The 18,273-nt window shown below is 55.8% G+C and carries 17 protein-coding genes, 1 tRNA gene and 1 pseudogene; 8 read left to right on the forward strand and 11 right to left on the reverse strand.

Going from position 1 to position 18,273, the window contains the following annotated elements:
* Positions 1–2: 2 nt before the first annotated feature.
* The 4 genes and pseudogenes from ACJJU9_RS24210 to ACJJU9_RS24225 form a co-directional block, all read right to left on the reverse strand.
* The gene (locus ACJJU9_RS24210; protein WP_407729709.1) at positions 3–770 is read right to left on the reverse strand and encodes a uroporphyrinogen-III synthase; all 768 of its coding nucleotides are present in this window, start codon (positions 768–770) and stop codon (positions 3–5) included.
* Positions 767–1,708: a hydroxymethylbilane synthase gene (gene hemC / locus ACJJU9_RS24215; RefSeq protein WP_407729710.1), complete on the reverse strand. Its 942-nt coding sequence runs from the start codon at positions 1,706–1,708 to the stop codon at positions 767–769. The genes ACJJU9_RS24210 and hemC overlap by 4 nt, the downstream gene beginning before the upstream one ends.
* A 157-nt stretch (positions 1,709–1,865) precedes the next feature.
* Complete coding sequence (locus tag ACJJU9_RS24220; protein ID WP_048366914.1) at positions 1,866–2,612, reverse strand: LytTR family DNA-binding domain-containing protein; 747 nt, start codon at positions 2,610–2,612, stop codon at positions 1,866–1,868.
* Positions 2,609–2,731, reverse strand: a pseudogene (locus ACJJU9_RS24225) (sensor histidine kinase); the annotation flags it as partial. The gene ACJJU9_RS24220 and the pseudogene ACJJU9_RS24225, both read right to left, overlap by 4 nt.
* Positions 2,732–2,996: 265 nt before the next feature.
* Between ACJJU9_RS24225 and argH the strand changes: the two are divergent.
* Positions 2,997–4,391 carry an argininosuccinate lyase gene (gene argH / locus ACJJU9_RS24230; protein WP_407729711.1) on the forward strand — a complete coding sequence of 465 codons (1,395 nt, stop codon included), beginning with the start codon at positions 2,997–2,999 and terminating at the stop codon, positions 4,389–4,391.
* 80 nt (positions 4,392–4,471) lie between these two features.
* Here argH and ACJJU9_RS24235 read toward each other — a convergent pair whose 3' ends face one another.
* Positions 4,472–5,131, reverse strand: a complete 660-nt coding sequence (locus ACJJU9_RS24235; protein WP_153326068.1) for a glutathione S-transferase family protein — start codon at positions 5,129–5,131, stop codon at positions 4,472–4,474.
* 125 nt (positions 5,132–5,256) lie between these two features.
* Between ACJJU9_RS24235 and ACJJU9_RS24240 the strand changes: the two genes are divergently transcribed.
* The gene (locus tag ACJJU9_RS24240; protein WP_048366917.1) at positions 5,257–5,541 is read left to right on the forward strand and encodes a hypothetical protein; all 285 of its coding nucleotides are present in this window, start codon (positions 5,257–5,259) and stop codon (positions 5,539–5,541) included.
* An 8-nt stretch (positions 5,542–5,549) separates the two neighbouring features.
* On the opposite strand, the gene dibA is transcribed toward ACJJU9_RS24240, so the two are convergent.
* The gene (gene dibA / locus ACJJU9_RS24245; RefSeq protein WP_407729712.1) at positions 5,550–7,472 is read right to left on the reverse strand and encodes a phosphodiesterase DibA; all 1,923 of its coding nucleotides are present in this window, start codon (positions 7,470–7,472) and stop codon (positions 5,550–5,552) included.
* Positions 7,473–7,621: 149 nt separating this feature from the next.
* Here dibA and desA point away from each other — a divergent pair, with 149 nt between their 5' ends.
* Positions 7,622–8,806 (forward strand): delta-9 fatty acid desaturase DesA, encoded by a 1,185-nt coding sequence (gene desA / locus ACJJU9_RS24250; RefSeq protein WP_048390508.1) that lies wholly within the window; start codon positions 7,622–7,624, stop codon positions 8,804–8,806.
* Positions 8,807–8,947: 141 nt separating this feature from the next.
* Here the strand turns inward: desA and ACJJU9_RS24255 are convergent, their stop codons facing one another.
* From ACJJU9_RS24255 to gabD, 3 genes are all read right to left on the reverse strand, one after another.
* The gene (locus tag ACJJU9_RS24255) at positions 8,948–10,174 is read right to left on the reverse strand and encodes an HDOD domain-containing protein (protein ID WP_407729713.1); all 1,227 of its coding nucleotides are present in this window, start codon (positions 10,172–10,174) and stop codon (positions 8,948–8,950) included.
* A 143-nt stretch (positions 10,175–10,317) separates the two neighbouring features.
* On the reverse strand, positions 10,318–11,601 hold the full coding sequence (gabT, locus tag ACJJU9_RS24260) for a 4-aminobutyrate--2-oxoglutarate transaminase (protein ID WP_048366921.1): 1,284 nt from the start codon (positions 11,599–11,601) through the stop codon (positions 10,318–10,320).
* Between the two features lie 176 nt (positions 11,602–11,777).
* Positions 11,778–13,220 (reverse strand): NADP-dependent succinate-semialdehyde dehydrogenase, encoded by a 1,443-nt coding sequence (gene gabD / locus ACJJU9_RS24265; protein WP_048366922.1) that lies wholly within the window; start codon positions 13,218–13,220, stop codon positions 11,778–11,780.
* A gap of 348 nt (positions 13,221–13,568) precedes the next feature.
* Between gabD and ACJJU9_RS24270 the strand changes: the two genes are divergently transcribed.
* The 3 genes from ACJJU9_RS24270 (at position 13,569) to ACJJU9_RS24280 (ending at position 14,842) form a co-directional block, all read left to right on the forward strand.
* Positions 13,569–13,645: transfer RNA gene (locus ACJJU9_RS24270), tRNA-Arg, on the forward strand.
* Positions 13,646–13,760: 115 nt separating this feature from the next.
* On the forward strand, positions 13,761–14,438 hold the full coding sequence (locus tag ACJJU9_RS24275; protein WP_407729714.1) for a Shufflon-specific DNA recombinase: 678 nt from the start codon (positions 13,761–13,763) through the stop codon (positions 14,436–14,438).
* The gene (locus tag ACJJU9_RS24280; protein ID WP_407729715.1) at positions 14,435–14,842 is read left to right on the forward strand and encodes a tyrosine-type recombinase/integrase; all 408 of its coding nucleotides are present in this window, start codon (positions 14,435–14,437) and stop codon (positions 14,840–14,842) included. The genes ACJJU9_RS24275 and ACJJU9_RS24280 overlap by 4 nt, the downstream gene beginning before the upstream one ends.
* Positions 14,843–14,965: 123 nt before the next feature.
* On the opposite strand, the gene ACJJU9_RS24285 is transcribed toward ACJJU9_RS24280, so the two are convergent.
* A complete protein-coding gene (locus ACJJU9_RS24285) occupies positions 14,966–15,859 on the reverse strand; it encodes a hypothetical protein (RefSeq protein ID WP_407729716.1) in 894 nt (297 codons plus the stop codon).
* A gap of 221 nt (positions 15,860–16,080) precedes the next feature.
* Between ACJJU9_RS24285 and ACJJU9_RS24290 the strand changes: the two genes are divergently transcribed.
* A complete protein-coding gene (locus tag ACJJU9_RS24290; RefSeq protein ID WP_153331462.1) occupies positions 16,081–16,341 on the forward strand; it encodes a helix-turn-helix domain-containing protein in 261 nt (86 codons plus the stop codon).
* Positions 16,342–16,394: 53 nt separating this feature from the next.
* Here ACJJU9_RS24290 and ACJJU9_RS24295 read toward each other — a convergent pair whose 3' ends face one another.
* Positions 16,395–16,970: an SLATT domain-containing protein gene (locus tag ACJJU9_RS24295; protein WP_407729717.1), complete on the reverse strand. Its 576-nt coding sequence runs from the start codon at positions 16,968–16,970 to the stop codon at positions 16,395–16,397.
* A 35-nt stretch (positions 16,971–17,005) separates the two neighbouring features.
* Here ACJJU9_RS24295 and drt3a point away from each other — a divergent pair, with 35 nt between their 5' ends.
* Complete coding sequence (gene drt3a, locus ACJJU9_RS24300; RefSeq protein ID WP_407729718.1) at positions 17,006–18,271, forward strand: antiviral reverse transcriptase Drt3a; 1,266 nt, start codon at positions 17,006–17,008, stop codon at positions 18,269–18,271.
* The last annotated feature ends 2 nt before the right edge of the window (positions 18,272–18,273 follow it).

Here is an 18,273-nt window from a genome sequence, read left to right on the forward strand (position 1 = left end):
CGTTAGAAAGCAGGTACGGGATGTGCCCGTAACGCCGCCAGCAAAGCCGCAGCGCTCGCGCCACGGCAATCCACAACGTTTTTGGCCCCGGCATCGCGCGCAATCTGCGCAACGCGAGGGCTTGGAACAAACAATGTCATACCGCTCAGTTGGGGCCAGGCATCACCTGCCAACTGCTGCAAATGTTCAAATCCCTGTCCACTGCTGACCACTAGCGCGTTCAGGCGTTCCGCTTTTGTGCGTTCAAGCAGTGTGTGAGCCGGGTAAGACGGCAGCGTTCGGCGATACAGCTCGAGGTAATCGACCTGCGCCCCCAGCTGGCGCAGACGCTCGGCGAGCATTTCGCGCCCGCCCTCGCCGCGCACGATCAGCACCTTGGGCTCGCTGCACGTCACCGCTTGGGTAAACGCGGGCAACGCCAGCAAGGCCTCGCTGTCATCTGCGGATAAAGGGTAGCTAACATCCAGGCCATGCTCGGCGAGAATCTGCGCAGTGGCGGCACCCACACTGAACCACGCCTGCTCAGGCGCTTGCGGCCAATACTGGCTGACCCACTGCACGCCAAGGCGCGCAGCGGGCTTGCTGACCACGATGACCGCGCAATAGCGGTCCAGGTGAGCGATAACCTCGCGCTGGCTTTCGCTCAATGCCAGCGGCTCGATGGCCAGCAGCGGCAAGCTGCTGCTGAACACACCGACAGTGGCCAGCTCGTTCGCAAGTGCTGCCGACTCCTCAGCGGGTCGGGTCAGCAGCAGGCGCCAGCCTGTCACTCGTGACCCGCCTCGCCGTAGACCGCTTTAAGGATCTCACCGGCGCCTTGGGCCAGCAGGTCTTCGGCGACCTGCACACCCAACGCTGTCGCGTCGCTGTGCGGGGCACGTGCTTCGGCGCTCAGCAATGTGCCACCGGCGGGCTCACCGACCAGGCCGCGCAGCCAGATCTGCTCGCCTTCCAGCACGGCATAGCAGGCGATGGGTACTTGGCAGCCGCCATTAAGGTGTTTGTTGAGCGCGCGCTCTGCGGTCACGCGCACTGCTGTGTCGGCATGGTGCAGCGGCGCCAGCAACGCGTGAATTTCGTGGTCAGCGCTGCGGCATTCAATGCCCACGGCGCCCTGGCCACCGGCTGGCAGGCTGTCTTCGACACTGATCGCCGAGGTGACGCGGTCTTCAAAGCCCAAGCGGATCAGGCCCGCAGCAGCGAGGATGATGGCGTCGTATTCACCGGCGTCGAGCTTGGCCAGACGCGTGTTGACGTTGCCGCGCAGAAAGCGGATTTCGAGGTCTGGCCGACGGGTCAGCAACTGAGCCTGACGGCGCAGGCTCGACGTGCCGACCACACTGCCGGCCGGCAAGGCTTCGAGGCTGGCAAAGGTATTGGAGACAAAAGCGTCACGCGGGTCTTCGCGCTCGCAAATGCAGAACAGACCGAGGCCTTCAGGGAAGTCCATCGGCACATCCTTCATGGAGTGCACGGCGATGTCAGCTTCGTTTTCGAGCAGGGCAGTTTCCAGCTCTTTGACGAACAAACCCTTGCCGCCGATTTTCGACAGCGGCGAGTCCAGCAGCTTGTCGCCACGGCTGACCATCGGCACTAGCGTCACCACAAGACCTGGGTGAGCCTGCTCTAAACGGGCTTTGACGTATTCGGCCTGCCACAGAGCCAGGGCGCTTTTACGGGTAGCGATGCGGATTTCGCGAGAGGACATGGATCAATCCGTACTGAAAAGATACGGCTGATAATAACAGCTCAGCCAAAACAGCTTTGACTTGTATCAGAAAGTACGTGGCCGATTAAGCCAAGAGCAGGCCGCGACCTTTAAAAGATCGCAGCCTGCGGCAGCTCCTACAGAAGGGCGCCCGGGTTTAGAGCTGCTGCATCATTTTGCGCACGCCCGCCACGTGGCGGCGGCTCACAATCAGCGCATCGCCATTAAGCCCCTTGAGGAACAGCTGAAAGTGCCCCAGCGGGGTACGTTGCAGGCGTTCGATACGGTCACGCGCTACCAGCGCGTTGCGGTGGATACGCACAAAGCGTTCACCGAATTCGTCTTCAAGGGCTTTGAGCGGCTCATCGAGCAACACTTCGCCGCCCTCGTGACGCAAGGTCACGTATTTATGGTCAGCGATGAAATAAATAACTTTGTCGATAGGGATGAGTTCAATGCCTTTTCGGGTTCTGGCACTGATGTGGCTGCGCGGCCCGCTGCCCGTTTGCGCGGCTGGCCGAGTCAGGGCCGCCAGTTGCACACGGTTAGGCCGGTGCGCGTCTTTTAAGGCCGCAGTAAGGGCCTCGGCGCTGACCGGCTTGAGCACGTAGCTCACACCGCTGTCTTGCAGGGCCTGAACAGAGAACTCGTCAGGCGCTACGCAAAACACCACGGCGGGTGGCAATTCGCGCTCGCATAATTTGGCAGCGACCTGCAAACCGTCGAGGCCCGGCATGTGGATGTCGAGAAGTACGACATCGGGCTTCAGGCTTTCGATCAGGCTCAGAGCCTCTTCGCCATGAGTAGCGGCGGGCTCCAGCGGCGTATAACCCCCAACAGCATTGAGCAAACGGCTCAAGTGCTCTCGGGCCAAGGTTTCGTCATCAACGATCAGGACATTCATATAGCGCTGTATTCCTGCGTGAGTCTCGCACAAGGATAGCGTAGACAGGTGAAGTGACGGCTGTCACAGCGATCCACGCTAAGACTAGCGTGAAGGCCAAAAAGTGCCGCAAGTCGCACAGCAAAATTCACCTGTGTCTGTTGCTCGATTTAATACCGGATGCGTCCAACAAGCTACAAAGACCTGCAAAGACTGCTCCATACGACCAACTGTAGACGGTTGCCAAGACGAATGGGGCCAATCTATACAATTCGTTTCGGTATTTTGTTTATACCTCAAATCCGTTAAAACCTGCCGACCTGCGTCAACGCCTTGAATGGCAACCCTGTTATGATCCGCAGTAACTTTTTATGTACTCCCCCTCAGCCGATTACGAGCGAATCCATGAGCACCGACAAGACCAATCAGTCCTGGGGCGGCCGCTTCAGTGAACCCGTCGACGCCTTCGTTGCGCGCTTCACTGCCTCGGTCACTTTCGACCAGCGCCTTTATCGCCACGACATCATGGGCTCCGTGGCCCACGCCACCATGCTGGCCAATGTCGGTGTGCTGACCGATGCAGAGCGCGACAGCATCATCGACGGTTTGAAAACCATCCAGAGCGAAATCGAGGCCGGCACTTTTGACTGGCGCGTCGATCTGGAAGACGTGCACATGAACATCGAAGCGCGCCTGACAGACCGCATCGGCGTGACCGGTAAAAAGCTGCACACCGGGCGCAGCCGTAACGACCAGGTCGCCACCGATATTCGCCTGTGGCTGCGTGATGAAATCGACCTCATCCTGGCTGAAATCACACGCCTGCAAAAAGGCCTGCTGGAGCAAGCCGAGCGCGAAGCCGAGACCATCATGCCGGGCTTTACGCACCTGCAAACCGCTCAGCCGGTGACCTTCGGGCATCACATGCTGGCCTGGTTCGAAATGCTCAGCCGCGACTACGAGCGCCTGGTCGACTGCCGTAAACGCACCAACCGCATGCCGCTGGGCAGCGCCGCACTGGCGGGCACCACCTACCCGATCGACCGTGAGCTGACCGCGCAACTGCTGGGCTTTGACGCCGTGGGCGGCAACTCGCTGGACAACGTCTCGGATCGCGATTTCGCCATCGAATTCTGCGCCGCCGCGAGCATTGCGATGATGCACCTGTCGCGCTTCTCCGAAGAGCTGGTACTGTGGACCAGCGCGCAGTTTCAGTTCATTGATCTGCCTGACCGTTTCTGCACCGGCAGCTCGATCATGCCGCAAAAGAAAAACCCCGACGTGCCAGAGCTGGTCCGTGGCAAAAGCGGCCGCGTGTTCGGCGCCCTGATGGGCCTGCTGACCCTGATGAAAGGCCAGCCATTGGCCTACAACAAGGACAACCAGGAAGACAAAGAGCCGCTGTTCGATGCCGCCGACACCCTGCGTGACTCGTTGCGTGCGTTTGCCGACATGATCCCGGCGATCAAGCCCAAGCACGCGATCATGCGTGAAGCGGCGCTGCGCGGCTTCTCGACGGCAACCGACCTGGCCGACTACCTGGTGCGCCGTGGCCTGCCGTTCCGTGACTGCCACGAAATCGTTGGCCATGCCGTGAAATACGGCGTGGAAACGGGCAAAGACCTGGCCGAAATGAGCCTGGAAGAACTGCGCCAGTTCAGCGATCAGATTGAAGACGACGTGTTTGCCGTGCTGACCCTGGAAGGTTCGGTCAACGCCCGTAATCACATCGGCGGCACAGCGCCGGCCCAGGTGAAAGCGGCAGTGGTTCGCGGCAAGGCCTTGCTGGCCAGCCGTTAAACACAGCGCTTGTAGGAGCGAGCTTGCCTCGCGATCTTTTTAAGGTCAAAAGATCGCGAGGCAAGCTCGCTCCTACAGGCTTATTTTTTGCTGCTAATCCACGCCAAAAACTGCGGCATGGCTGCGTCTTTGTCTGCCGCGATGCGTTTAACGTGCGGGTTTTGCTCAAGGTGCTCCAGCAGCGCCTTGGCGCCTGGCAACTCGGCCAGCAGGTCCAGGCCGAAGACTTTCTTGCCCACGCCACAGGCCAGGGTGACGCTGTACAGGAAGTAAATGTCTGCCACGCTCAGGGTGTCGCCTGCAACATAGGGTGCGAATGTTGCGTGACGCGCCAGCGACGCAATGCCGTGCAGCAACTCGGCCTTGGCTTTGGTCTTGATCGCCTCAGGGACTTGCGTGCCGAAGAACGCTTCGGCGTAGCACGCACGGGCGGGCAACTCGATGTACAACTCGATTTCTTTGGCGATGGCCAATACTTGGGCACGCTCGAAGGGATCGGTCGGCAGCAGTTTGGGGCCCGGCTGGGTCTGTTCGATGTAGTCGAGGATCACGCTGGTTTCGTTGACGTAGCCCTGCTCGACGCCCAAGACCGGCACTTTGCCGCAAGGGCTGACCACCAGCGCCTCTGGGGTTTTGCCAGCAAAAAAAGCGACCTCTTCAAACGGCAGGCCCTTTTCCAGCAGCGCCAGCTTGACCATGTTGTAGTAGTTACTGACAGCGAATCCATAAAGCTTGAGCATCGCAAAGCCTCCAGGCCATGTTGGGGTTGGCAGCAGCTGTTATAGAGCTTCGCCGCTAAGCTGACCAGCAGCATCATTGCGCTGAATACCGCTAAACTGCCGGCCTTACCTTAAGGAGCCTGCCCATGAGCGAGCCAACTGATATCGACAACGACGAAGAAGAATTCGCCGAATCCACCCTGACCCAGGCGATTGAAAACCAGATCGAAAGCGACAATCCGCCCGCGGCCAAGGCCACCTTCAATAAGCTGACCTTGGTTGGTTACGAGCGCGAAGAGATTTTGAACTTGATGGCCCACGTACTGGCCATCGAGATCGACGCGATGCTCGACGAGGACCGCGCCTTCAACACCGAGTGGTACGAGACAGCCCTTCGCGCACTGCCTGAGCTGCCACCCGAGAAAGCCTGAGGCAGCGCTCAGGTGCGAATGGCGGGCGCCCGCTGCCAATCCAGTTCGCTGGCAGGCACCGGGCGGCCAAACCAGTAGCCCTGGCCCAGATCGCACTTGAAGTCGAGCAGGAACTGCGCCTGCTCGATGTGCTCGATGCCTTCGGCGTGCACCTGTAAGCCCATGCTTTGGGACAGAGCAATGACCGCGCGCACAATCGCCACGTCGTCATTGTCTTCCGGCAAGCCTGCGACAAAACCCTGATCAATTTTGAGTTTTTGCACAGGCAATTGCTTGAGGCGCAGCAGCGATGAAAAGCCGGTGCCAAAGTCATCAATGGCCAGGCGCAACCCCAGCGCACGCAGACGGTGCATCTGCTCCAGCGCCCCTTGTGAATCTTCCATCACCGCGCTTTCAGTGACTTCCAGCTCCAGCAAGGCCGGGTCCAGGCCGCTGTCGGTCAACACGGTGGACACCAGCGTGTAGAGCTCCGGGCGGGCGAACAGACGGCTGGAGATATTCACCGCCACGAACGACAAATGCACGCCTGCCGATTGCCACTGGCACATCTGCCAACAGGCTTGCTCCAGCACCCAAGCGTCAATTTCGGCTATCAGGCCGGTGCGTTCAGCGATAGGGATAAACTCCCCCGGAGGCACCAGCCCCCGCAGCGGGTGCTCCCAGCGCACCAAAGCTTCAACCCCGATCAGGCGGCTGGTTTTCAGGTCATGCACCGGCTGGTAATACACCCGCAACTCTTGCTGCTCGAGCGCCCGGCGCAAGTCGCTGGCCACCTCGATCCGGTTAAGGGCGTGCACAGTCAGCTCTTCGGTGTACAGCGCGTAGCCTTCGCGGCCCGCACTTTTGGCCTTGAACAGCGCCGAGTCGGCATTGCGCAGCAGTTGCTCGGCGTTCAGCGCATCGCCGGGGAACACACTGATGCCCACGCTGGCGCTCACAAACAGTTGATGGCTGGTGACCTCAAACGCTGCTTTCATGGCCTCCAGCACTTGCTGCGCCAGCACCTCGGCGCGGCTCGCATTGGAGCAATTTTCGATCAGCACGGCGAACTCGTCGCCGCCCAGTCTGGCCACCGTATAGCCTTTGCCGAACACGCGCTGTAAACGCCCGCTGACCGCCTTGAGCAACAGGTCGCCGACGTTATGCCCAAGGCTGTCGTTAATAATTTTGAAATGATCAAGGTCGATCATCAGCAGCGCGCAGCCTGTGTTGTGGCGCTGCGCAGAGGTCAAGGCTTGCTCGGTACGGTCGGTGAACAGCAGGCGATTGGGCAGGTCCGTGAGCGGGTCATGGTGGACCAGCCGCGCCAGGTCTGTTTGAGATTTTTTAATCGCCGAAATGTCGGTGAACACCGCGACATAGTGGGTGAGCTGGCCTTTTTCGTCGGTGATGGCCCGCACGGTTTGCCACTGCGGGTAGATTTCACCGTTTTTGCGCCGGTTCCAGATCTCGCCGTGCCAGTCGCCGGTTTCTTGCAAGGACTTGAAAACACCCTGGTAAAACTCAAGGTCATGGTGACCGGACTTGAACATGTTGGGCCGTTTACCCAGCACTTCTTCGACCGTATATCCGGTGATTTCAACCAGCGCCCGATTCACATGCACAATTGCACCCGTACGGTCAGTGACCAGCACCCCTTCACGGGTGCAGTCAAACACCGCTGCCGCTTGGCGCAGACGCTCGCGATCCTCGCGTTGGCGCTTCAAGCTGGCGCTCCCGCCGAGAAAACTCAACAGTTGGGAGCGGGCGACAAAGATCAAAACGGCGCTGACAAACACCCACACATAGCCATTGATGAGCTGCCAGTGCGCCAACTGCGCCGAATCGTCAAAAAAACTGCTCAAAAAATGATCAGTTATTTGCAGCCAGACTACCGATAACAACCCGTAAAGCAGGGCTGCACGCAAGGCATTGCGAGAAGAAACCGACATGAGAAAGTTATAACGCCTACAAAAAAATGGGAATTATAGAGTAAGAAACATCCAGCCACTCTTATCTCAAAGGGCGACTGGTTTTAAATGGCTGCATGGTGATAATGCGTGTTGCAATTTATTTCATCTTCCCGAGGGCCAAACAGCCTATGTGGTACAACGGTTTTCTTGACTTGTCAGCCTGGCAACTGGTTGCAGTCACCCTGTTGATGACCCACGTGACCATTATCGGTGTCACGGTTTATCTTCACCGCTACTCAGCTCACCGCTCACTTGAACTGAACGGTGGCCTGAAACACTTCTTCCGCTTCTGGCTGTGGCTGACCACCGCGCAGAACACCCGCGAGTGGACGGCCATTCACCGCAAACACCACGCGAAATGTGAAACCGCCGATGACCCGCACAGCCCGGTCGTCAAAGGGTTATCGACCGTTTTGCGAAAAGGTGCAGAGCTGTATCGCGAAGAAGCACAGAATCCTGAAACGCTGCGTATTTACGGCAAAAACTGCCCTGAAGACTGGATCGAGCGCAATCTTTATTCGCGATACAAGCTGCTGGGCGTGGCCTTGATGCTGGTCATTGATTTGCTGCTGTTCGGCGCCATCGGCCTGACCATCTGGGCCGTGCAGATGATGTGGATCCCGGTGTGGGCTGCGGGCGTGGTCAACGGCCTGGGCCATGCGGTCGGTTATCGCAACTTTGAGTGCCGCGATGCTGCGACCAATCTGGTGCCGTGGGGCATCCTCATTGGTGGCGAAGAGCTGCACAACAACCACCACACCTACCCCAACTCGGCCAAGCTGTCGGTCAAGAAGTGGGAGTTCGACCTGGGGTGGGCGTGGATCAAAGTGTTCAGCTTTTTGCGTCTGGCCAAGGTTCAGCGGGTTGCGCCTATCGCCCACCGGGTCGAAGGCAAAGGCAGCCTGGACATGGACACCGCGATGGCGATCCTCAATAACCGGTTCCAGATCATGGCGCAGTACCGCAAGCTGGTGATCGCACCGCTGGTGCAGCAAGAGCTGGCCAAGGTCGATCACTCGGTTCGCCACCAGTTCCGCCGGGCCAAGCGCCTGCTGTCGCGTGAAACCAGCCTGCTGGAAGAGCGCCATCACCAGCGTATCGAAACCCTGCTGGAGCACAGCCAATCGCTCAAAGTGATCTATGAAAAGCGTCTGGCGCTGCAACAGATCTGGATCAAGACCAGCACCAATGGTCACGACATGCTGGCGGCGATCAAGGAGTGGGTCCATGAGGCGGAAGCCAGCGGGATTCATTCGTTGCGTGAATTTGCCAAACAGCTGAAAACCTACTCACTGCGCCCTGCGGCGGTTTAAGAGCGGTTGCGGGCAGCGACTACCACGGTAGTCGCTGACGAAGCATGAGGCTGCGATGGGTTGCGAAGCGACCCAAAACAGCGGTCCTGCGGCCCGCATCGCAGCCTTCGTGCCTCGTCAGCGCCTACAGAGTTGCAAGGGTTAGACGGTGCTTTGCACCTTGCCCATCAGGCGCGACAGTTCTGCCGTGCCTACCCGCAGCAAACGCGCGGTCTTGCTGCTGGCCAGCGCATCCAGGCCTTCTTCTGATTCCAGCACCGCCAGCTGCCCGGCCAGGTTCATGACCAGCGCCTCTCGTGAGTACACCCCGCCTCCCAAGTGATACACCGCCGCGATCAACTCGCGCAGCTCCAGCGGCAAGCGCCAGCGTGTGCGCAACGCAGAGCCGTAGGCGGCCCCGAACTCGGCCAGGGACTCGTCAATCACCTGCGTGTCCAACTCGCCACCCGCCTGCTGCCATTCTTGCAAACAGCGCAGCACCGCCAGATCACCCAGGCGGTACAGCAAACCCGCGCAGTAGCAGCGCTGCTGATCGAGGTTGAGCATGCCTGCCAAGGTGCGACCGTACTCTGCCGCGCGCAACGACACCGCCCACTGGTGCTCGGCGTAATCGGCCAGACGCGGGTCGTTCAGTTGCGCGCTGTGCTTGAGCGTCAGCCCTTGCACCAGGTTCATGCTTTGCGCCGGGCCCAGCCGCTGCAAGGCGTGGGTCAGCGTCTGGGCGGGCCGCGCAAGGTGCTGCGCAGCGCTATTGGCCGCGGCAATCAGCACGGCGGTAATTTGCGGGTCTTTGCACACTTCATCTTCCAGCGCCGCAAGGTTGAGACCTTCAGGGCTGAGGCTGCGCTTGACCGCTGCCCGTGCGTCGATCCACAGCGGCGCGCCGTCCGAAGACGCCCGGCGCTGTGTCAGAAAACGTTTAAGGGTCATGCCGGGCGCCAGTGACGGCACGTCACACAGCACCTCTTGCCCCGCGCTCAGTAGCAGCCCCTGCAGACGCTTGGTCAGACCGCTCAGGTCCAGTGGTTTAGTCAAGTAGGCGGTGGGCGCCAACGGCAAGGCTTCGCGCACGCTGGCGCTGTCATTGCGGCTGCTGACTAAAATAAACGGCAAGGCCGGGCTGCGGCGACGCTGGCGAACACTGCGCAACACATCCAGCCCGCTGACACCGGGCAGGTCGCGGTCTGAAATCACCAGGTCATAACTTTTTTGGCTCAGCAGCAAGAGTGCCTGCTGCCCTTCACCGCACACATCCAACTGCGCGTCACACCGAACACTCAGCACCACTTGCTTGAGTAGATCCCGGGACCACGGATCGGCCTCGGCAATCAATACACTCGGTATAACGGATAAATCTACAACGGCCATTCAATCTGCTCCCAGCGCAATGCCTGCACCTTAGACAATGGCAACGCATGGATACAGAAAAATCACATATCTGAATCGCTTAAAGCAAAAAAAACCGCCGAAGCGGTTTTTTTTGTCTATCGAGTCACACCTTCACGGCGGGCTTACGCCAGCTCAGCAAAGCACTCTTCGATAATGGCCAGGCCTTTGTCCAGCAGTTCGTCTGGAGCGGTCAACGGCACCAGAACACGCAGAACGTTACCGTACGGGCCGCACGACAGCAGGATCAGACCTTTCTCACGCGCTTTAGCAACGACTTGAGCCACGGCTGCTGCGTTTGGCTTGTGTGCGTCGCCGCCTTCGAACAGCTCGACTGCGATCATGGCGCCCAGCGCACGAACGTCGCCGATCACCGGGTACTTGGCCTGGATAGCCTTGAGGCCAGACACCAGGTGCTCGCCCACTGCCTTGGAGCGGTCCAGCAGGTGCTCTTCTTCGAACACCTCCAGCACAGCCAGTGCCGCCGCACATGCGATCGGGCTACCGGCGTAGGTGCCGCCCAGGCCGCCTGGAGCGATGGCGTCCATCAGCTCGGCCTTGCCGCACACGCCCGCCAGCGGGAAGCCGCCAGCGATGGATTTAGCGAAGGTGGTCAGGTCAGCTGCAACACCCATTTGTTCCATGGCGAAGAAGGTGCCGGTACGACCCGCGCCTGTTTGTACTTCGTCAGCGATCAGCAGGATGCCGTGCTTGTCGCACAGTTCACGCAGGCGAGCCATGAACGCTTTCGGCGCCACATAGAAACCACCTTCGCCCTGAACTGGCTCGATGATGATAGCGGCGATGTCTTTAGGCTCGGCATCGTTTTTGAAGATGCGTTCGATGCTGGCGATGGAGTCGTCAACGCTGATGCCATGCAGCTCGCATGGGTACAGAGCGCGGAAGATACCGCCTGGCATCAGGCCCATGCCAGCCGAGTAAGGCACGACTTTACCGGTCAGGCCCAGGGTCATCATGGTACGGCCGTGGTAAGCGCCGGTGAACGCGATCACGCCAGCACGGCCAGTGGCTGCGCGGGCAACCTTGATGGCGTTTTCAACGGCTTCCGAACCGGTGGTCACCAGCAGGGTCTTCTTGTCGAAGTTGCCTGGGACCTTGGCGTTGATTTTTTCGCACAGCTCTACGTACGGCTCGTAAGCCAGTACCTGGAAGCAAGTGTGGGTCAGCTTGGTCAGTTGCTCTTGCACGGCGGCAATGATTTTCGGGTGCAGGTGACCGGTGTTCAGTACCGCGATACCGCCCGCGAAGTCGATGAATTCACGACCTTCAACGTCGGTTACGGTCGCGTTTTTTGCCGACTCGGCAAAAATCGGGTGGATCTGGCCAACGCCGCGAGGGACAGCGGCTTCACGGCGTTTCATCAAAGATGCGTTGGTCTTGTTGCTCATGGTGTTCCTCATTCGCCGTTTATCTAACGGCGTGGTTCAAGGCTGACGCGCCTGGGTAGCACCGATGCCAGCATGCGATGATCGACTGGCATGGCGCGCCCGGCCACAAAAATTAACAGTTTGAAACACAGAGGGAGCATCGCTCTCGTGCCCCTTCTGCTGAACCACCCGCCGAGTTAAATACTCAGGCAGAGATATTTGATTTCCAGGTAGTCTTCGATGCCGTACTTGGAGCCTTCGCGGCCCAGGCCCGACGCCTTGATGCCGCCAAATGGCGCGACTTCGTTGGAAATGAGACCGGTGTTAACGCCGACCATGCCGTATTCCAGTGCTTCTGCAACACGGAAAACGCGGCTCATGTCACGCGCATAGAAGTACGACGCCAGACCGAACTCGGTGTCGTTGGCCATCTCGATCACTTCGGCTTCGTCTTTGAAACGGAACAGCGGTGCCAGCGGGCCGAAGGTTTCTTCTTTGGCCACGGCAGCGTTTTTCGGCACGTTCACCAGAATGGTCGGCTCGAAGAAGCTGCCTTCCAGGCTGTTGCCGCCTGCCAGCAGGGTTGCGCCCTTGCTCAGTGCATCCGCGATGTGTTCTTTGACTTTGGCCACCGCCTTGTCATCGATCAGCGGGCCGGTGGTGGTGCCTTCTTCCAGACCGTTACCGATTTTGAGCTTGGCCACAGCCGCTTTGAGTTTTTCAGCGAACGCGTCGTACACGCCGTCCTGAATGTACAGGCGGTTGGCGCACACGCAGGTCTGGCCGTTGTTGCGGTACTTGGAGATGATCGCGCCTTCGACGGCCTTATCCAGGTCAGCGTCGTCAAACACGATGAACGGCGCGTTGCCGCCCAGTTCCAGAGAAACTTTTTTAATGTCCTTGGCGCATTCGGCCATCAGTTGACGACCGATTTCGGTCGAACCGGTGAAGGACAGCTTGCGCACGATCGGGTTGCTGGTCAGCTCGCCGCCGATGTCGCCAGCGCTGCCTGTCACAACGCTCAACACGCCTTTTGGAATGCCGGCACGGTGCGCCAGCTCAACCAATGCCAACGCGGAGAACGGGGTTTGCGAAGCGGGCTTGATCACCATGGTGCAACCTGCGGCCAGTGCCGGGCCTGCTTTACGGGTGATCATGGCGGCCGGGAAGTTCCACGGCGTAATGGCAGCGGTCACACCGATCGGTTGTTTGATCACGATCAGGCGCTTGTCAGGCTGGTGGCCTGGAATCACGTCGCCATAGACGCGCTTGGCTTCTTCAGCGAACCACTCGATGAACGAAGCGGCGTAAGCGATTTCACCCTTGGCTTCGGCCAGTGGCTTGCCTTGCTCCAGGGTCATGAGACGGCCCAGGTCGTCCTGGTTTTCAATCAACAGCTCAAACCAGCGACGTAGTTTGCCTGCACGCTCTTTGGCGGTCAGTGCACGCCAGGCTGGCAACGCCTTGTCTGCGGCTTCAATCGCACGACGGGTTTCAGCCGCGCCCATTTTTGGCACGGAACCGATGATTTCGCCCGTGGCCGGGTTGTTAACCTTGATCGTCTGACCACCGTCCGCATCGACCCAAGCACCATCGATATAGGCTTGTTGGCGGAACAGTTGTGCGTCTTTGAGCTGCATGTTGGCTTTCCTTAACAGCACCGCACAGAGGCGGGGCGAATTATTGATAGAAGAAAGGCGCCATAGAAGGCTGCCGTCAGGAAGTCATTCACTGCCAAAGTACTTAAAGGCCGCACAAAGAATAAGCCGTGCGATTCAGCACTCAGACAAGAGCGTTTGAAATCTCAAACGAATCCTAGGGTCAACAGGGGTAAAGGACAATAGGCTGTTCGAAAAAAAGAACAAACGGCCTGATTTCATCCTTTTCTCACCTAGTCCTCATTAATACCCCATAACGCACAAAGAAACACCCGACGAATCAGCGGCATGGACGGGCGACACGCAGATGAGTATCATGGCGCCCGCGTTGCACCAGTAGCTCAGCTGGATAGAGTACTGCCCTCCGAAGGCAGGGGTCGTGGGTTCGAATCCCGCCTGGTGCGCCATCTTCTTTCCCTTGTATTACAAAGGGATAGCGCTCCTGACAGAAACCTGTCCTAGTCCTGAAAGTCGTTTTTGCCACAAATTTGCCACAAATTTGCCACACTTAATGTGGCGGGAATGGTCGAAATGGCAACAATCAGGAATCGCGGCGAGTATCAGTGGGAAGTGCAAATTCGCCGTAAGGGCTATCCAGCCCAAAGAAAAACCTTCGAAACCAAAGCCGATGCCCAAGCCTGGGCGCGCATGATCGAAAGCGAAATCGACCGAGGCATCTTTGTCTCTCGTGTCGAGGCTGAACGCACCGCCTTTCATCAACTCATTGATCGCTACATCTCCGAGATTGCTCCGAAGCACAAGGACGCGTATTCCGAAATTAAACGCCTGGAAGCACTCAAGCGTAATCCGCTCGCGACGCGCATCGTTGCCACCCTCACCTCTTCAGACTTTGCCCGCTACCGTGACGAGCGCCTGAAGATTCGCAAAGGCAACACGGTGAAGCGTGAGCTTGCGTTGTTTCAGTGTGTGATCGAGGTCGCCCGCCGCGAATGGGGAATTCACCTTGCGGAAAATCCAGTCAGGATGGTCAGCCGTCCCAGCTACAATGACGAGCGCTCGAGACGGCTTGACCCAATTGAAGAGCAATACATGCTCGGTGCCCTAGAACTACGTGAGCGCTGTGCTGATGGGACCTACGCCGATGCATCACACAATCCATGGATACGGCCCATCGTCCAGTTGGCGATTGAAACCGCCATGCGCCGAGGCGAAATTTTGAGCTGCGCTGGAAGCATGTGAACCTGGATCGTAGAACCGCGCACCTGCCCGCAACCAAAAACGGCTTGTCCAGAACTGTACCGCTTTCGCCGAAGGCTATTCAACTTTTGAAGGACTTGCCGCGCTCACTGTGCGGGCGAGTTTTCACCACCACTGCCGATGCACTCAAGAAAGCCTTTGTCCGAGGTCTGGAGCGTGCAAGGCTGAAATACTTGGGAGATTGCGACGTAGCGCAGGTCAGGCCTCAGGAAGACTTTCTGATCAATCTGCGCTTTCATGACCTTCGGCATGAAGCGACCTGTCGGCTTGCGACCAAGCTGCCGAATCTAATCGATCTGGCCAGCGTGACGGGGCATCGGGAGGTGAACATGCTCAAGCGGTATTACAACATTACTGCTGAAGAGCTGGCGGCCAAGCTGGCATAAGGATTGGACGTTATAAGGTGACACCAGTGCGCGATCAACCTGATGGGAGCGTCTGCAAGCAGCGCGACAACCGCCTAAGCAGCCAGATTTTTTATAGGTCTGGCTGCTTAACAGACCGATTTATTAGCCGCGCAGGTCCGCAGGGAAGTACTGAGGTAGCGTGCAACCGACCTCACCAGCGATGCATAACGCGCTATTTTCATCCATATAGTCTTTGTAAGTTCCCTGACCGATAAATGATGATCCGTCACCACGACAGTTAGGGCCATCCGCCCCTTCATCAGCACAATAGGCAGGCTGACCATCGAATTGAAAAATCACGATTTTCTCCTTGCTTGGATTACCCGCGACAGTGTTGCTTTCAAATTTCCCTGATGTCGATGCTGCAGGTGAGAGAGGTCGGGCAGCCGCCGATTCAAGGTTTTTACTGCGCTCACGCTCCTTGATACCTGCTACGGCCAAGTCGAAACGATTAGTGAGACGCTGTACCGACTCACTCCCACCTTTCCCTGACTTTTCGAATAGAGCCCAGATATAGGTTTCATCAGACGGGTCGTCGACCATGTTGATAGTGTGTTTCCCGTCCGACACCTGTACACCGAGTATTCCTGTGACTGCAGCCCAATCACGTAAGAAACGTTTGGGAACTACAGAAAACAGCATAGCTAGGCGCTTTCCACCTCCCATTTCTGCGCTGGCCTCCACAACCTTCATGCCTGTAGCGGCAAAAATCCTATTGGCATCCGCGGACTCTACATAGTGAATATCTACGTGAGTAAGCGATTTATTCTCCTCAAGCGCATCCCCAAGCTCCATGCCTGTGTCCACGCCGATACTAGCCAAAAGTCTTTCCTTACGTTCCGGATCTTGGCCGCGAATGCCAGTCAGGGGAATCAGATCTTTAGGGGTAAGCTCTTCGACAGCGCTTAGTGCATTGTTCGAAAAAATATACATAGGGAGATAAAAGATCATCCCAAAGAGGAACACGGACAGCCAAATTTTGAACAGGGTACGCATGCGTAATCCTTTACTCGCAAATGAAAAGCCCACGAAACGCTGATGCCCAAGGGCGACTCGGCAACATAGACAGTGGTCGTGCCTTGAGACTATCGGACGAATTGTCGATAGCTTTAAACATACTGGCCATCCGATCTGCTTCGCTGTGCACCCGGCATCGAGAACAAGGCGCTGTCGACGCTGTTCATCCGACATCAGCCGAACCTTGCTAGGACACGGCTATGACCAAGGCTATTTATCGACGCGAGCACGTGATCTTTTTGCAGGTGTTAAAGCGCATGAGGGTTGAATCAGGCATGACCCAAGCCCAGTGCTCTGCCGCGCTGGGAAGGCCGCAATCGTTCATGAGTGATGTGGAAAGAGGGGTACGGCGGCTGGATACGGTTCAGCTTCGTGATTTATGTCATGTATTGGGCGGAGACCTTATCAGCTTTACTAAAACTTTTGAGCAAGCTCTCAGTCCTGACAATGCGCCGGGATGAAGAATTCATGTCGGAAAATATACGTGCATGGGCAGCGGCGAACTCAAATATAGCTAAGTAAAATCAGCTCTACCCACGATGATAAAAAACCAAAAAACAGCCATAGCAATTAAGAGAAAATAAATAAAGAACCTTGAATAATATTTAAAACCACTAACGCCAAGATGACAAAACTCTTTGTTCACTCTATCATTATCAGCATCAGTATGGTTTTCATATTTTTTTAGGATATCGAAGTACTCAGATAGCCGGAGGTCGTAATCCTGATCACTAAGAACCACACCCCACTTGTTCATCAATCTATAGACCAATTCATTTAGTTGAATTCCACATTCATGAAATCTGGATGACCTAAGACTGAAGTCACTCATGCTTATAGCGATAGAAAAACAAAGAATGACTATAGTTAGAAAAACCTGCCCTATATTAATCACTTGATCACTGAAAACAAACTTAAACCCAGCCAACTGAAACAGCGAAACTAAAATCAAGACGATGGAAAACAACGAAATACTAAACAACGACATTCTATTATGAAAATCTAAGCGCCTACTGGCTTGAAATCGAGCAGCAACAGTCTTAGAAATCATTTGCCTCAACGCATCACAATTGGTATCTTTCGAAGACATGGCTTTCTCTATTTGTGACTACAGGAGTGGTTTAAGTGATTGAGTCACCGTTCACTGTACGAAATATTTCTCGCATTGTTGCAAGACACCGCAAGGATGACTCAAAGGATCTTAAAGCAGAGTACGATCTGGCCGCAAGAAAAATATTGGAGAAAATCGAGTCAGGAACTGTATTTCACGAAGCAACTGAAAATTTTTTAATCAACAACAAAACTGTTTTAAGCTACACCACCGAAGACGCTACAGTCGCATCGAGCCTAATTGTTCGCAACTTAGAAATTAACGCGCGCATAAAACAACCAAATAGAAATGAAATAGTTTCAGCACTTATATCATCTTTACAAGATGGAACACCTTACAGAATACATAGATACGACATTAAAAATTTTTATGAAAGCATAAATCGCTCAGCAGTGATAACCATCTTGGAAGATGAAGGTCTTTGCTCACTTAAGACCTTGAAGCTCATACGATCGCTGTTTCAAACCTTTGAAAAAGATGGTATTAAAGGCCTCCCTCGAGGCCTGAACATAAGTGCATACCTCTCGGAAATATATCTGCAAAAATTTGATACGAAGCTGAGAAGGCTAGAGCATGTAAATTTCTATGCCCGCTTCGTGGACGATATAATTGTTTTGACATCTAATGATCAGGCCGATGAGACTACCAACCATGTCAAAGAGTATCTCAGCGACGATTTAACCCTTCATGATGATGGAAAAAGAGCGGACATTTACATTGAAAAATCGGAGACTGACACGCGAGAAAGTATACGCTCGGGGAAATTTGAGACATTCAATTACTTAGGTTATGAATTCAATATATTCAACACGTATCTTTCAAGCTCCGATTTCAGAGTCAAACGTAAAGTAGAAGTAGAAATATCAAAGAACAAGATCAAAAAGATAAAATCGCGACTTTTCAGCTCACTCTTATCTTACCACTCGTCTAGCAAAATGAGTGTTGACTATAGACTTCTATTAAAGAGACTGAAAACACTGACTGGAAATTATGAAATACATTCCTCCGGCACGAACAAAAAAATAAAAACCGGTATCTATTTCAACTATCACCACCGGACCCCGAGAGAAAACTGTCGCCTCTCGGAGCTAGACCGAACATTTCAGCGGTCATTATTTTCACAAAGTCATCCTCTATTTAGCAGAATTTCCAAATCGTTTAGTATTCAAGAAAAACGTGAAATATCTAAATTTAGCTTTGTAACAGGATTTCGAAAAATAACTTACTATTCATTTTCTTATAAAGAACTTTCTGAAATACGCAAGCATTGGAACAATTGACT

It is taken from the genome of Pseudomonas helleri, from assembly GCF_045830615.1.
GTDB lineage: Bacteria > Pseudomonadota > Gammaproteobacteria > Pseudomonadales > Pseudomonadaceae > Aquipseudomonas > Aquipseudomonas helleri.